Here is a 12,800-nt window from a genome sequence, read left to right on the forward strand (position 1 = left end):
GTTGCTAGATTGTCTAGCGGTGCTAGTATTCGGACCATGCCGACCCCGACACGCCGCGAGCGGGCCCGCGAGGAGCGCCGTACGCTGATCCTCCGCGCCGCCCGCGACCTCGCCGAGTCCGAGGGCTGGGACGCCGTCACCACCCGCCGCCTGGCCGAAGCCGTCGACTACAGCCAGCCCGTCCTCTACGGCCACTTCAAGAACATGGACGCGATCGCCGACGCGGTCGCCCTGGAAGGCATCGAGGAACTGACCGAGGTCTTCCGCACGGCTCGCTCGAGGGCGACGGACGACGCGGCCGGACTGCGCGCGCTCGCGCACGCCTATCTCGATTACGCCGACCAGCACCCGGCCGTCTACGAGGCGATGTTCGTCCGCCGGACCGACCTGCAGTTCGGCCGGTCCGAGACGCCGGCCTCACTCATCGACGCCTTCAACCAGATCCGCTCCGCGGTGGAGCCTTTCGGCACCGGTGATCCGGAAACCCTGACGGAGGTTGTCTGGAGCTCCCTCCACGGCCTGGCAACCCTCGGCCACGGCGCCCGCCTCCGCCCCAACCACCGCGAAGCCCGCGTCGACCTGCTGGTCGCCACCTTGACCTGAGGCGGTCAGCTGTTCCAGTGGAGGATGGCGGGGGAACCGCGTTCCCAGCCGAGGGTTGAGAGGGTGGCGGTGTTGAGGACGAAGTGACGTCCTTCGGTGACGTCGAGTTCGAGCCAGCGTGCGGTGAGGCCGCGGAGCGCGTGGGAGTGGCCGAAGACCAGGACATCTCCCGGTACGGCGGCGATGCGGGCGGCGACCCGGTCGAGCCGGGTGGTGAGCTCGGCGGGCGTTTCGCCGTGGGGTACCGGATCGTCCCATACCGTCCAGCCCGGGACGGTCTTGCGGATCTCCGCGGTGGTGATGCCTTCGTAGTCCCCGTAGTTCCACTCGACCAGGTCGTCGTCGACCTCGGCGTCGGGGTAGCCGGCCAGTTCCGCCGTACGCCGCGCGCGCTGCCGCGGTGAGGTCAGTACCAGGTCGAACGACTCCCCCGCGAGACGCTCCTTCAGACCCGCCGCGACACGCTCGCCCTCGGGCGTGAGCGGGAGGTCGGTGACGGACGTGTGCCGACCCGATCTGCTCCATTCGGTCTCGCCGTGCCGGACCAGGAAGACCCGGTCGTCCCGCTCCTGTGTGGTCACGCTTGCATCCTCGCAGACCACCGGCCGATGACGGGTGAGCCCTTGACCGTTTGAACGATCCAGGGCAGGGTATCCAAACTGTAAGCGCTTCCACTTTCCCTCCAGGAGTGAGCACCGTGGCATCCGGACCCACTGGCCGGCCGGCGACGATCTACGACGTCGCGGCCCTCGCGAAGCTGTCGATCGCGACGGTTTCGCGTGTCCTGCAAGGGACCGGGCCGGTTTCGGCGAAGGCCCGGGCCCGGGTGGACCAGGCGGCGCAGGAGCTCAACTACGTACCGTTGCGCGCCGCCCGGAGTCTCGCCGTACAACGGCACGAGGCGCACGGGCTCGTACTGCCGGACCTCGCCGGTCCGTTCTACGGGGATCTGCTGATGGGGTACGAGCGCTGGGCCGGCGAACACGGCCAGAGCGTCATCATCACCGTTACGCACGGCAACCCGGATCCGCGGCGCAGTGTGATGGATCTGGCCGGCCGGGTCGACGGGATCGTTGTCCACGGCAACGCTCTCGAACTGCCGACGATCCAGGCGCTGCAGAAGGCCGGTGTGCCGTTGGTGCTGATCGCGCATCCTCCCATCCGCAGCTGTGACTCGGTCCGCACCGAGTCGGCGGCAAGCGCCGAAGCGCTGACCACCCGCCTGCTGGACCACGGCCGCACCAACCTGCTCTTCGTCGGCGACCCGTCCAGCGGGTACGACGTCACCGAGCGGTACGCCGGATTCGCGAAGGCGCTCGAGGCCCGCGGCCTCCAGGTGCCGAAGCCGATCCAGGTTCCGTTGACAGAGGAGTCCGGCCGGGCCGTCGCCGAACAGTTGCTACAGGCAAGCGGATCGCGGCCCGACGGGCTGGTGTGTGCGAACGACGAGTTGGCGTTGGCGGCGATGAGTGTGTTGGCGGCCAACGGGGTCGACGTGCCCGGCGAGGTTGTGGTTACCGGGTGGGATGACGTGATGGCGGCTCGATACGTGTCGCCCGGTTTGACGACGGTGCGGCAGCCGATGGCCGAACTGGGGCGGCTGGCCGCGCAACGACTGCATGAGCGGGTGACCGGAGAGCGGTCGCGCGCACGGAACGACGTACTAGCGACACAAGTGGTGCTGCGGGACAGCTGCGGCACCAACCGGGGGATGTAACCGAGTGAGGAGACAACAGATGTTCACCCACAGCATCCGCCGCCGGCTGGTGATCGGCAGCGCTGCGCTCACCGCCACAGCACTGGCACTGGCCGGCTGCGGCCGGTCGAGCGACTCCCCCGACGCGGGTTCCCAGGCCACGACGACCGTCAGCCAAGGTCCCGCGACCGGCAACCTGACCGTCTGGGCGATGGGCACCGAAGGCGAGAACCTGCCCAAGCTGATGGAGCAGTTCAAACAGGCCAACCCGGGCGTGAACGTGACCGTCACGCCGATCCCGTGGGACGCGGCGCACAGCAAGTTCACCACCGCGATCACCGCGAACACACTGCCGGACGCCGCGATGGTCGGCACCACGTGGATGGGTGAGTTCGCCGACCTCGGCGCGCTCGACCCGACGCCGCAGGGCTTCGACAACTCGGGCTTCTACCCGGGCGCGCTGGACACCACGAAGGTCGGCGGGACGCAGTACGGCGTTCCCTGGTACGTCGAGACGCGGCTGGTGTTCTACCGCAAGGATCTCGCCGCGAAGGCCGGCTTCAGCACTCCCCCGACGGACTGGGACGGGCTGAAGGCAATGGCGAAGGCGATGAAGGACAAGGCCGGCGCGAAGTACGGGATCAACCTGCAGCCGGGCGGTACCGGATCGTGGCAGACCGTGATGCCGTTCGCGTGGTCGGCCGGGGCGAACATCACCGGTGACGACGAGAAGTCATTCACGTTCGACACGCCGGAGATGCAGGAGGGGCTCAAGTACTACCAGAGCTTCTTCACCGACAAGCTCGCTGGGACGGACCTGCCGCCGAACCAGACCGAGGCGCAGTTCGTGAACGGGCAGGTGCCGATGTTCATCTCCGGTCCGTGGATGGCGGGCTCGGTGGCGAAGGCGGGCGGGGACGCGATCAAGCCGAACATCGGCGTGTTCCAAATGCCGAAGAACAAGACCGCGACGTCGTTCGTCGGCGGGTCGGACTTCGTCGTGTTCAAGTCGTCGAAGAACAAGGACAGCGCCTGGAAGCTGGTCAAGTGGCTGTCGGACGCGAAGACGCAGGCGGCGTGGTTCAAGATGTCGTCGGACCTGCCGGCCGTGAAGAGCGCGTGGCAGGACCCGAGCATCGCCGCCGACCCGCTGCTGCCCGTCTTCGGCAAGCAACTCGACGACGCGAAGGCCCCGCCGGCCATCGTCAACTGGGAACAGATCGCCGCCCAGTTCGACACCGAGGTAGAAAAGATGACCAAGGCCGGCCAATCCCCCGCCGACACCGCCAAAGCGATCCAAACAAAAGCAACTCAGATCGGCGCCGGCGGTAGCTGATGAGTTCCAAAGAAACCGCCCGCCCGCCGGGCCTGCGGCCCGGCGGGCGGGCGGGAGAAATGCCCAGAGCGACGGCAGAGCCGGGAGCCCGGCCGGAGGCCGGTGCGGGTCGCCAGCGGGCAGCTGGAGCGGGCGGCGGTGCCGCCCCTCGCCGGGCCGGGCGGCTTGATCGGCAGACCGGAGCGGCTTGGCTTCTAGTACTGCCGTTCGTTCTGTTGTTTCTGGCGTTTACTGCTGGGCCGGTGTTGGGCTCTTTGGGGATGAGTTTTACCGATATCAAGCAGCGGGATCTGCGGACGCCGTTCTCGGTTAATGGGGTTGGGTTCGGGAACTACGTCAAGGCGTTCGAGGACGAGACGTTCCGCAAGGCCGCGTTCAATACGGCGTACTTCGTGGTGCTGGGAGTGCCGTTGACGCTGGTGGTGGCGCTGGCGGCCGCAGTACTGCTGGATCGCGGGGTCAAGCGGTTCCAGGCGTTGTTCAAGGTCGGGTACTACCTGCCGGTGGTGACGTCGATCGTCGCGATCGCGGTGATCTGGCGGTTCGTGCTGGCGCCTGACTCCGGTCTGCTGAACACCGTGCTCGGCTGGGTCGGGATCGACGGGCCCAACTGGCTGGCGTCGAAGACCTGGGCGATGCCGTCGCTGATCGCGATGGCGGTCTGGCGGAACTTCGGTTCCGCGATGATCATCTTCCTGGCCGGTCTGCAGGGCATCCCGCAGTCGGTCGAGGAGGCCGGCCAGATCGACGGTGCGGGCTCCTGGCAACGATTCCGGTACCTGATCCTGCCGTTGCTCCGGCCAACGATCCTGTTCACCAGCGTGACCACCGGGATCGGCTATCTGCAGTTCTTCGAGGAACCGTTCGTGATGACCCAGGGCGGCCCGTTGAACAGCACGATCTCGGTCTCGATGTACACCTACAACCAGTTCGGCTTCGGCAACTACGGGCTGGCCACGGCGATGGCGTACATCCTGTTCGTCGTCATCGCGGTGATCACGTTCATCCAGTTCCGGCTGCTGAGGGAGAAGTGATGCGCCGCACCTGGTGGATCTACCTGATCGGGGTGCTCGGCCTGGTGGCCGTGGCCGCGCCGTTCCTCTGGATGGTGCTCGGCAGCTTCAAGACGCAGGGCGAACTGCTCCGCGTCCCGCCGACGTGGTGGCCGCAGGACGCGACCACGCAGAACTACGACGATCTGTTCAGCAAGGCGAGCTTCCCGCGGTACTTCGTCAACTCGACACTGGTCGCGCTGGTCGTCACCGCCGGGAACCTGACCTTCTGCTCGATGATCGGGTACGCGCTGGCCAAGCTCCGGTTCAAGGGCCGCAACGCCTTGTTCGTCCTGGTGATGGCCACGTTGATGATCCCCGGCATGGTCACGTTCGTCCCGTTGTTCGTGCTCGTCACCAATGCCGGGCTGGCGAACACCTACCCCGGCCTGATCCTGCCGTTCCTGGTCTCGCCGTTCGGCGTGTTCCTGATGCGGCAGTTCTTCCTCGGGCTGCCCGACGACCTGATGGACGCCGGCCGCGTCGACGGCAGCGGCGAACTGGGCATCTTCGCCCGGATCATGCTGCCGCTGACCAGGCCCGCGCTGGCCACGCTCGGCATCCTCACCTTCCTCGGCTCCTGGAACAACTTCCTCTGGCCGCTGGTGATCGCCCAGACCGAGGACAAGTACACCCTTCCCGTCGCCCTGGCGCTGTACTCGACCGGACAGAACGCGCAGAACTACGGCCTGCTGATGGCCGGCGCGGTCGTGGTCGTCCTTCCGGTGCTGGTGATGTTCCTGGCCTTCCAGCGCCACGTCACCAAGGGCATCGCAATTACCGGACTCAAATAGGAGAACTCTGATGACCGCCAACATCAGTCGCCGGACCCTACTCGCATCGACCGGAGCGCTTGCGCTGACCGGAGTCGCAGCACCCGCGTTCGGAGGAACACCCGATCCCGCCGCACTCCTCAAAGGCGGATGGCAGCCGAGCCGCGAGGACAAAGCTCTGGCCGGGCGGTGGGCCCGCGACACCTGGCGCAGCCTCGTCGCGATGACGGACGAGCACACCGGCCTGCCCGCCGACAACATCGGCGAGTCCGTGGCCAGCCCGGTGCGGAGCAACTACACCTCGCCTACGAACATCGGCGGCTACTTGTGGAGCACGGTCGTCGCCAAGTACCTCGGGATCATCTCGCCGCAGGAGTCGCTGCGCCGGATCACGCAGACGCTGACGACGATGAAGAACGCCGTACATCACGAGCCGAGTGGGATGTACTTCAACTGGTACGACGAAGCGACCGGTGAAGTGCGGTACGTCGATCCGGACGGCACCAAGCCGATCACGCCGTTCGTCTCGAGCGTCGACAACGCCTGGTTCGCCTGCGCGCTGATGGTCGTCCGCAATGCCGAGCCGCGCGCTCGCGCCCTGGCCGACTCCGTGCTCGGCCGGATGAACTTCAAGTTCTACTACAACCCTGACGCGCGGCCCGGCGGCCTGATGCGCGGTGGGTTCTTCGAGACCCCGCCGCCGGACGAAGAGACCGACAAGGGCAACCACGCCGGCGTCGGCCCGGACGTGTACTACCGCAAGTTCCATTACGACACCTGCAACACCGAGGCGCGGATCGCCGGCTACATGGGCTTCGCGCTCGGTCAGGTCCCGCACACGCAGTACTTCGCGACGTACCGCACCTTCCCGGACACGTGCGACTGGTCGTGGGTGGAGCAGAAGCCGAAGGGCGTGCACCGGACGTACCTCGGGCTCGACGTCTTCGAAGGCACCTACTCGTACCGCGGCATGCGGATCGTCCCGTCGTGGGGCGGCGACATGTTCGAGTCGCTGATGCCCGACCTGTTCATCCCGGAGGCGACCTGGGCGCCGCGTAGCTGGGGCGTCAACCACCCGCTCACGGTCCGCGCGCAGATCGAGCACGGCCTCGACGACGCTCGCTATGGCTACTGGGGCTTCTCGCCGGCGTCGAACCCGAAGGGCGGGTACTCCGTCTACGGCGTCGAGCCGCTCGGGATGGATCCGGGCGGCTATCCGTCCGACCTCGAAGGCACCAACTACGACGGCGGCTTCGAGGGCTGCCGTGAGGGCACCAACCCGAACCCGACGTACGGCGACGGCGTCGTCACCCCGCACGCCGCGTTCCTCGCGATGGCGTACGCCCCGCGGCAGGCGATCGACAACCTGCACAAGATCGAGACGAACCTGCACGCGTACGGCGGCGGTGGCTTCTACGACTCGGTCGCGGTGAAGTCCGGGCTGATCGCGAAGCGGTACCTGTCCCTCGACCAGGCCATGGTGATGGGTGCCATCGGCAACGTGTTCGGTAACGACCTGATCCGGCGGAGCTTCAGCAGCCGGACGGTGGAGAGCCGGATCCGGCCGCTGATCGCGATGGAACAGTTCGAATCCGGCCTCGAATAGGAGACCTCTTTTATGCAGAACGACGCCAAAACCGACTGGGACGAGCGGATCGCGCTCCGCAGTGACGAGGAGCGCGAGTTCGCCTTCCCGGACCTCGATCCGCCCAAGGAGGTCAGCGCGGTCGGCGGTGTCGGTCAAGTGACGATCGACTGGTCTCCGGTCGACGGCGCCGCCGGGTACCTGATCCTGCGCGGCGCCGGCGAGCACGGCCCGCTCGAGCCGGTCGATCACCACAGCCGCGACATCCTCTCGATCCCGGCGCCGCCGTACGTCGACACGACCTGCACGCCGGGCACGCCGTACCGCTATGCGGTGGTGAGCGTGCCGGAGGTGACGGCGACGAACGGGCGGCCGAGCGCTACTGTCGGCGCCGTACCGCTGGTTGCCGACGGCACGGATCCGGCGGTGTCGGTGGTCGTGGATGTGGTTGCTGAGGGCACCGAGTTGCACCGGCCGTGGGCGCCGATGATCGGCAGCGAACGGCTCAGCCAGCTGCTGTGCACCGACCGGACCGCCGGTCATGAGATCGGGGTGGAACTCGAGGACGCGCTACGCAGGATGCACGACGAGATCGGCGTACGCACGGTGCGCGCGCACGCGATCTTCCATGACGACACACACGTGATCACGGAGTCCGGCTACGACTTCTCGGTCGTGGACACGATCTACGACAAGCTGCTCGCGATCGGGCTGCGGCCGGTGGTCGAGCTCGGCTTCATGCCGCGCGAGCTCGCATCCGATCCGTCGAAGACGGTCTTCGAGTACGGCGCGATCATCTCGCCGCCGGCGTCGTACCAGCGCTGGCACGATCTGGTCCGGGCTCTCGTGCAGCACCTCGTCGACAGGTACGGCCTGGACGAGGTGCTGACCTGGGACTTCGAGGTGTGGAACGAAGCCAACCTCGAGGTGTTCTGGTCCGGCACCAAGGCCCAATGGATGCAGCTGTACGACGTGTCCGCGGCGGCCGTGAAGTCCGTGGATCCGCGGCTCGCGGTCGGCGGCCCGTCCTCGGCGGCGGCGGGCTGGGTGGACGACCTCCTGGACCATGCCAAACGGTATGGTATGCCGGTCGATTTCGTGTCGACGCACACGTACGGTTCGCCGCCGCTCGACGTACGGGCGTCATTGGAGCGGCACGGGTTCGGGGACGCGCGGGTGTTGTGGACCGAGTGGGGCGTCACGCCGACGCACTTCAACCCGATCAACGACTCGGTCTTCTCCGGAGTGTTCCTGCTCCGCGGAATGAAGTCCGCGGCCGGCCGAATCGACGCGCTCTCGTACTGGGTCGCGTCGGATCATTTCGAAGAGCTGGGTCGTCCACCGCGTCTGCTGCACGGCGGATTCGGCCTGCAAACCCTTGGCGGGTTGGCGAAACCGCGCTATCACGCGATGACTCTCCTGAGCCGGCTCGGCCCGGTGGAGCTCCCCGTCACCCTCACCGGCGACGGCGCCGACAGCCTCATCGAGGCTTGGGCATCCCGCGACCGCGACCGCATCGCCGTACTGCTGTGGAACCTCACGCTTGATCAGACGAAGGCAGACGGCTCAGCGGAGCTGGCCAGAGACATTCACCTCGAACTGCCGGGCGTTGATCCTTCGTGGCAGGCGACCGCGACCACACTGGCCATCGGTGCAGGCGACATAGCAGCGGCCGCGGAAGGTCTACCTGACTGGCCGTCCGACGAGGAGCTGACCGACCTCGCCGACCGAAGCAAGCTCGTCAGTACTCCGCTGGAGTTACTCGACGGAGCGGTCGAACTGTCCCTCCCGATGCCTTCCGCAGTTCTGGTGGAGCTTCGTCCTCGTCGAGATTGACCGCTTCCTGGATCCACCGCTCCACCCCGGCGATGTGCACCGTCGCCCAGGACCTGGCCACCTCCGGCTCGCGCCCCTCGATCGCATCGAGGATGGCGCGATGCTCGGCCAGCGTCCGGGTGACGGCATCGCTCTGCGTCAGCCCCCGCCAGATCCGCGCCCGGTAGGTCGGTTGCCGCAGACTGTCGATGATCGACGCCAAGGCCCGATTGCCGCTCCCCAGCGCCACCACCTTGTGGAACTCGACGTCGCTGGCCAGGAGATCCTCGACCGACGGCTCCGGCCCCAGCTCGTCGAGCATCTTGCGCAGCGCCGCGATGTCGTCGTCCGCCATCCGCAACGCCGCCCGGGCCGCCGCGGCCGGCTCGAGAATCCGCCGTACCTCGAAGAACTCCAGGACCGACGCGTCCTGATGCAGGTCGAGGACGAAACCCATCGTCTCCATCAGCAGCGACGGATCGAGACTGGTGACGAACGTGCCGTCGCCCTGCCGGACCTCCAGCACCCGGATCAGCGCGAGCGCCTTCACCGCTTCGCGCAGCGAGTTCCGGGACAGGCCGAGCCGGGCGGCCAGGTCGGCCTCCCGCGGCAAGCGATCGCCCGGCCGCAACTCCCCGGCCACGATCATCTGCTTGATCCGATCGATCGCCTCGTCGGTGACGCGCATCGCCTCACCTCCTGAATCTGCTGAGACATCCGATGTTCCAGCACCATACATCGGATGTCTAGGGCTGAATTGCCGGTTTAGGTCGTGAATTATGGCCCTGAGGTGTTGACTGCGCGGATTGCCTCCGACTATAGATCGGATGAATCAGTACGTTCTTTGAATTCAAGCACTGTCCCCTGGAGGTCAGCGATGAAAGCAACACCGGCGCGGTCACGCCGATGGGTCACCGCCGCTCTGTCGGTTCTGGCCCTGACCGCCGTGGCCGCCTGCGGGGGCAACAACGGCAGTGGCGGTAGTAGTTCGGGATCGGCCGACAAGGCAGACCTAACCTGGTCGTTCTGGGTCGCCGGCAGCGAGGACCAGGCCGCCTGGCAGAAGGTCGCCGACCAGGCCCACACCGATCACGCCGGAATCACCGTGAAGCTCCAGGGCGCCCCCTGGGACAGCTACTGGTCGAAGATCGGGACCACGCTGGCCGGCGGCAAGGCACCCTGCATCATCGGCATGCAGAGCCTGCGGATGGCGTCGTACGCCAGCGCGATGCTGCCGCTGGACGACCTGATGAAGAAGTACGGCCTGAAGGCCGAGGACTTCGACAAGCCGATCATGGACGGCCTGAAGGCGGACGGGAAGCAGATCGCGATCCCCTACGACTCGGGCCCGATGGTGATCTTCTACAACAAGGACATGTTCAAGGCCGCCGGCGTAGCTGACCCGAAGCCGGGCTGGACGATGGACGACTTCAAGGCCGCCGCGAAGAAGCTGACCGCCGCCGGCAAGACCGGCCTGGTGACGACCCCCGGCGACCTCGGCACGATGTCCTGGGTGCGGACGATGACCGGCGCCGAGCCGCTGTCCGACGGCAAGCTCAACTTCACCGACTCGAAGTTCGAGCAGGGCTTCTCGCAGTACGTCGACTTCGTCAAGACCGACAAGATCGCCCCGCAGGTGCCGGGCGGCAACCCGGACTTCGAGACCCAGCAGTTCACCGGCGGCAAGGCGGCGATGCAGCTGAACGGTCCGTGGTCGCTGATCGACACGAAGGGCAAGGTCAAGTTCGATCTCGGTATCGCGCCGATCCCGGCCGGTCCGGACGGATCCAAGACCTACACCGCCGGCTCGGGCTTCGGCATCTCCCGGTCCTGCAAGACGCCCGACGCGGCCTTCCAGGCCATCATGTCGATGACGAGTGAGAAGCCGCTGACCGTGCTGGCCCAGGCCGGCCGCGCGTACCCGGCCCGCACCGTGGCGCACCCGGCCTGGTTCACCGCCGCCGGTATCGACGGCGCGAAGGAGACCATCGACTACGCCTCCGAGAACTCGATCCCGCTGGTCACCTCGAAGAACTGGGTCCAGGTCGCCGACCTGCTCAACCGGTTCGGAACCCAGGCGCTGAACGGTGAGATCCCGCCCGACCAGGCGCTGAAGACCATCCAGGACCAGGCAGGCGCTGGTTCCTGATGGCAACCGACACAACCGTCGCTCCGCCGGGCGCACCTCCGCGTGCTGCCCGGCCGGGGCGCCGGCCCGCGTTGCGCCGGGACGGTCGGTACGCGTCGGTCTTCCTGGCACCGAGCCTCGTCGGGCTGGCTCTGTTCACGTTGTTCCCGACCGCGATGGCGCTCGGCATCAGCCTGTTCGACTGGCCGGTGTTCGGCACCCGCTCGTTCCTCGGCATCGACAACTACACGCACCTGCTGCACGACCCCGTGTTCCGCCGCGTGGTGCTCAACACCGTGCTGTTCGTGGTGCTGTACGTCCCGCTGAACGTGGTCGTCTCGCTCGGGCTCGCGGTCTGGCTCGGCCCGCAGATCAAGGGCCGGCAGATCTTCCGGGTGCTGTTCTTCATCCCGGTGATGACGCCGATGGTCGCCAACGTGATGGTCTGGCGGCTGCTGTTCCAGCCCGGTGGGCTGATCGACGGCGGCCTGCAGGCCTGGTTCGGCATCGACGCGCCGAACTTCCTCGGCTCGTCGAACTGGGCGATGCCGGCCATCGTGGCAATGTCGATCTGGCAGGGCTTCGGGTACAACTTCCTGGTCTTCTCGGCCGCGCTCGACCAGGTGCCGCAGTCACAGCTGGAGTCAGCGCAGATCGACGGCGCCGGGCCTTTGCAGCGGTTCCGCTACATCACCTGGCCGATGATCACGCCGTCGATGTTCTTCGCCACCACGATGACGCTGATCACCTCGTTCCAGGTGTTCGCGCAGCCGTTCATCCTGACCCAGGGCGGTCCGGGCGTGGCCACCCAGACCATCGTCATGTACGTCTACAACCAGGGCTGGCAGTTCCTCCAGATGGGGCTGGCGTCCGCGGCCGGCTGGGTGCTGTTCGTGATCATCATGGGCATCACCGCGATCCAGTTCTTCGGCCAGAAGCGGTGGGTGAACTATGACGTCTGAGACCAACAGCGCCGTCCGCAAGGTCCGCAGCGGCGTCTCGCACACGCTGCTGATCATCGTCGCGATCGTCTTCCTCGGCCCTTTGGTGTACGCCGTGTCGACGTCGCTGAAGCCCGCCGACGAGGTGTTCACGCCGACACCGCACCTGTTCGGCTCCGAGATCCGCTGGAAGAACTACGCCGACGCGTTCACGTTCGCGCCGTTCGACCGCTACTTCCTGAACAGCCTGTTCGTCGCGGTGGCCGGCACGCTGGTCGTGGTCGCCGCCTCGAGTCTGTCGGCGTACGCCTTCGCACGGCTGAAATTCAGGGGCCGTGAGCAACTGTTCGTGCTGTTCCTCGGCACGCTGATGGTGCCGCAGGAAGTGCTGATCGTGCCGATGTACTGGCTGATGCAGTCGCTCGGCTGGGTGGACAGCTACTGGGCGCTGATATTGCCCTGGGCGTTCACCGCGTTCGGCACGTTCCTGCTGCGGCAGTTCTTCCTGACCGTCCCGGCCGAGCTCGAGGAGGCGGCCCGGGTGGACGGGTGCGGCCCGTTCGGCTCGTTCTTCCGGATCATGCTCCCGCTCGCGCGGCCGGCCATCGCCGTACTGACCGTCTTCACCTTCATCAGCTTCTGGGGCAGCTTCCTGTGGCCGTTGATCATCATCAACAGCGTCGAGGACAAGGGCACGGTGCCGTTGGGCCTGGCGCAGTTCGTCGGCCAGCAGGGCACCCAGTGGAACCTGATGATGGCGGCGTCGGTGATGGCGATGATCCCGACCGTGCTGCTTGTCGTCCTCTTGCAGAAACACCTTGTCCGCGGCCTGCTCGTCACCGGACTCGGCGGCCGTTAAATCTAAGGAGAA

The 12,800-nt window shown here is 66.9% G+C and carries 12 protein-coding genes; 10 read left to right on the top strand and 2 right to left on the bottom strand.

The features are described from left to right. The first annotated feature begins 36 nt into the window (after positions 1 to 36). Positions 37 to 603: a TetR/AcrR family transcriptional regulator gene (locus tag ACQPYH_RS35000; protein ID WP_432880324.1), complete on the top strand. Its 567-nt coding sequence runs from the start codon at positions 37 to 39 to the stop codon at positions 601 to 603. A gap of 5 nt (positions 604 to 608) precedes the next feature. On the opposite strand, the gene ACQPYH_RS35005 is transcribed toward ACQPYH_RS35000, so the two are convergent. Further along, positions 609 to 1,184, bottom strand: coding sequence for a histidine phosphatase family protein (locus ACQPYH_RS35005; protein WP_242000205.1), 576 nt, complete (start codon positions 1,182 to 1,184; stop codon positions 609 to 611). 107 nt (positions 1,185 to 1,291) lie between these two features. On the opposite strand from ACQPYH_RS35005, the gene ACQPYH_RS35010 reads away from it, so the two are divergent. From ACQPYH_RS35010 to ACQPYH_RS35035, 6 genes are all read left to right on the top strand, one after another. Then, complete coding sequence (locus ACQPYH_RS35010) at positions 1,292 to 2,320, top strand: LacI family DNA-binding transcriptional regulator (RefSeq protein ID WP_432880327.1); 1,029 nt, start codon at positions 1,292 to 1,294, stop codon at positions 2,318 to 2,320. A 19-nt stretch (positions 2,321 to 2,339) separates the two neighbouring features. Further along, entirely contained in the window at positions 2,340 to 3,635 is a 1,296-nt protein-coding gene (locus ACQPYH_RS35015; protein WP_432880330.1) for a sugar ABC transporter substrate-binding protein, read from the top strand. Between the two features lie 260 nt (positions 3,636 to 3,895). Continuing rightward, positions 3,896 to 4,669 carry a carbohydrate ABC transporter permease gene (locus tag ACQPYH_RS35020; protein ID WP_432880333.1) on the top strand — a complete coding sequence of 258 codons (774 nt, stop codon included), beginning with the start codon at positions 3,896 to 3,898 and terminating at the stop codon, positions 4,667 to 4,669. Next, positions 4,669 to 5,481 carry a carbohydrate ABC transporter permease gene (locus ACQPYH_RS35025; protein ID WP_432880335.1) on the top strand — a complete coding sequence of 271 codons (813 nt, stop codon included), beginning with the start codon at positions 4,669 to 4,671 and terminating at the stop codon, positions 5,479 to 5,481. The genes ACQPYH_RS35020 and ACQPYH_RS35025 overlap by 1 nt, the downstream gene beginning before the upstream one ends. A gap of 10 nt (positions 5,482 to 5,491) precedes the next feature. Continuing rightward, the gene (locus tag ACQPYH_RS35030; RefSeq protein WP_432880338.1) at positions 5,492 to 7,066 is read left to right on the top strand and encodes a glucoamylase family protein; all 1,575 of its coding nucleotides are present in this window, start codon (positions 5,492 to 5,494) and stop codon (positions 7,064 to 7,066) included. Positions 7,067 to 7,078: 12 nt separating this feature from the next. After that, complete coding sequence (locus ACQPYH_RS35035) at positions 7,079 to 8,881, top strand: GH39 family glycosyl hydrolase (RefSeq protein ID WP_432880341.1); 1,803 nt, start codon at positions 7,079 to 7,081, stop codon at positions 8,879 to 8,881. Here ACQPYH_RS35035 and ACQPYH_RS35040 read toward each other — a convergent pair. After that, positions 8,787 to 9,548: a FadR/GntR family transcriptional regulator gene (locus ACQPYH_RS35040; RefSeq protein WP_432880344.1), complete on the bottom strand. Its 762-nt coding sequence runs from the start codon at positions 9,546 to 9,548 to the stop codon at positions 8,787 to 8,789. The genes ACQPYH_RS35035 and ACQPYH_RS35040 overlap by 95 nt on opposite strands. A gap of 189 nt (positions 9,549 to 9,737) precedes the next feature. On the opposite strand from ACQPYH_RS35040, the gene ACQPYH_RS35045 reads away from it, so the two are divergent. Genes ACQPYH_RS35045 through ACQPYH_RS35055 form a run of 3 tightly spaced genes read left to right on the top strand, consistent with a single transcriptional unit; the run spans position 9,738 to position 12,788 of the window. After that, positions 9,738 to 11,009, top strand: coding sequence for an ABC transporter substrate-binding protein (locus ACQPYH_RS35045; protein ID WP_432880347.1), 1,272 nt, complete (start codon positions 9,738 to 9,740; stop codon positions 11,007 to 11,009). Beyond that, positions 11,009 to 11,950, top strand: a complete 942-nt coding sequence (locus tag ACQPYH_RS35050) for a carbohydrate ABC transporter permease (RefSeq protein ID WP_432880349.1) — start codon at positions 11,009 to 11,011, stop codon at positions 11,948 to 11,950. The genes ACQPYH_RS35045 and ACQPYH_RS35050 overlap by 1 nt, the downstream gene beginning before the upstream one ends. After that, complete coding sequence (locus tag ACQPYH_RS35055) at positions 11,940 to 12,788, top strand: carbohydrate ABC transporter permease (RefSeq protein WP_130439999.1); 849 nt, start codon at positions 11,940 to 11,942, stop codon at positions 12,786 to 12,788. The genes ACQPYH_RS35050 and ACQPYH_RS35055 overlap by 11 nt, the downstream gene beginning before the upstream one ends. Positions 12,789 to 12,800: the final 12 nt, after the last annotated feature.

It is taken from the genome of Kribbella sp. CA-245084 (assembly GCF_050942355.1).
In the GTDB taxonomy this organism is placed as follows: Bacteria; Actinomycetota; Actinomycetes; order Propionibacteriales; family Kribbellaceae; genus Kribbella.

Coding starts and splice junctions, on each gene's coding strand:
- ACQPYH_RS35000 (WP_432880324.1), top strand. CDS start 37: ATGCCGACCCCGACACGCCGCGAGCGGGCCCGCGAGGAGCGCCGTACG.
- ACQPYH_RS35015 (WP_432880330.1), top strand. CDS start 2,340: ATGTTCACCCACAGCATCCGCCGCCGGCTGGTGATCGGCAGCGCTGCG.
- ACQPYH_RS35020 (WP_432880333.1), top strand. CDS start 3,896: ATGAGTTTTACCGATATCAAGCAGCGGGATCTGCGGACGCCGTTCTCG.
- ACQPYH_RS35025 (WP_432880335.1), top strand. CDS start 4,669: ATGCGCCGCACCTGGTGGATCTACCTGATCGGGGTGCTCGGCCTGGTG.
- ACQPYH_RS35030 (WP_432880338.1), top strand. CDS start 5,492: ATGACCGCCAACATCAGTCGCCGGACCCTACTCGCATCGACCGGAGCG.
- ACQPYH_RS35035 (WP_432880341.1), top strand. CDS start 7,079: ATGCAGAACGACGCCAAAACCGACTGGGACGAGCGGATCGCGCTCCGC.
- ACQPYH_RS35040 (WP_432880344.1), bottom strand. CDS start 9,548: ATGCGCGTCACCGACGAGGCGATCGATCGGATCAAGCAGATGATCGTG.
- ACQPYH_RS35045 (WP_432880347.1), top strand. CDS start 9,738: ATGAAAGCAACACCGGCGCGGTCACGCCGATGGGTCACCGCCGCTCTG.
- ACQPYH_RS35050 (WP_432880349.1), top strand. CDS start 11,009: ATGGCAACCGACACAACCGTCGCTCCGCCGGGCGCACCTCCGCGTGCT.
- ACQPYH_RS35055 (WP_130439999.1), top strand. CDS start 11,940: ATGACGTCTGAGACCAACAGCGCCGTCCGCAAGGTCCGCAGCGGCGTC.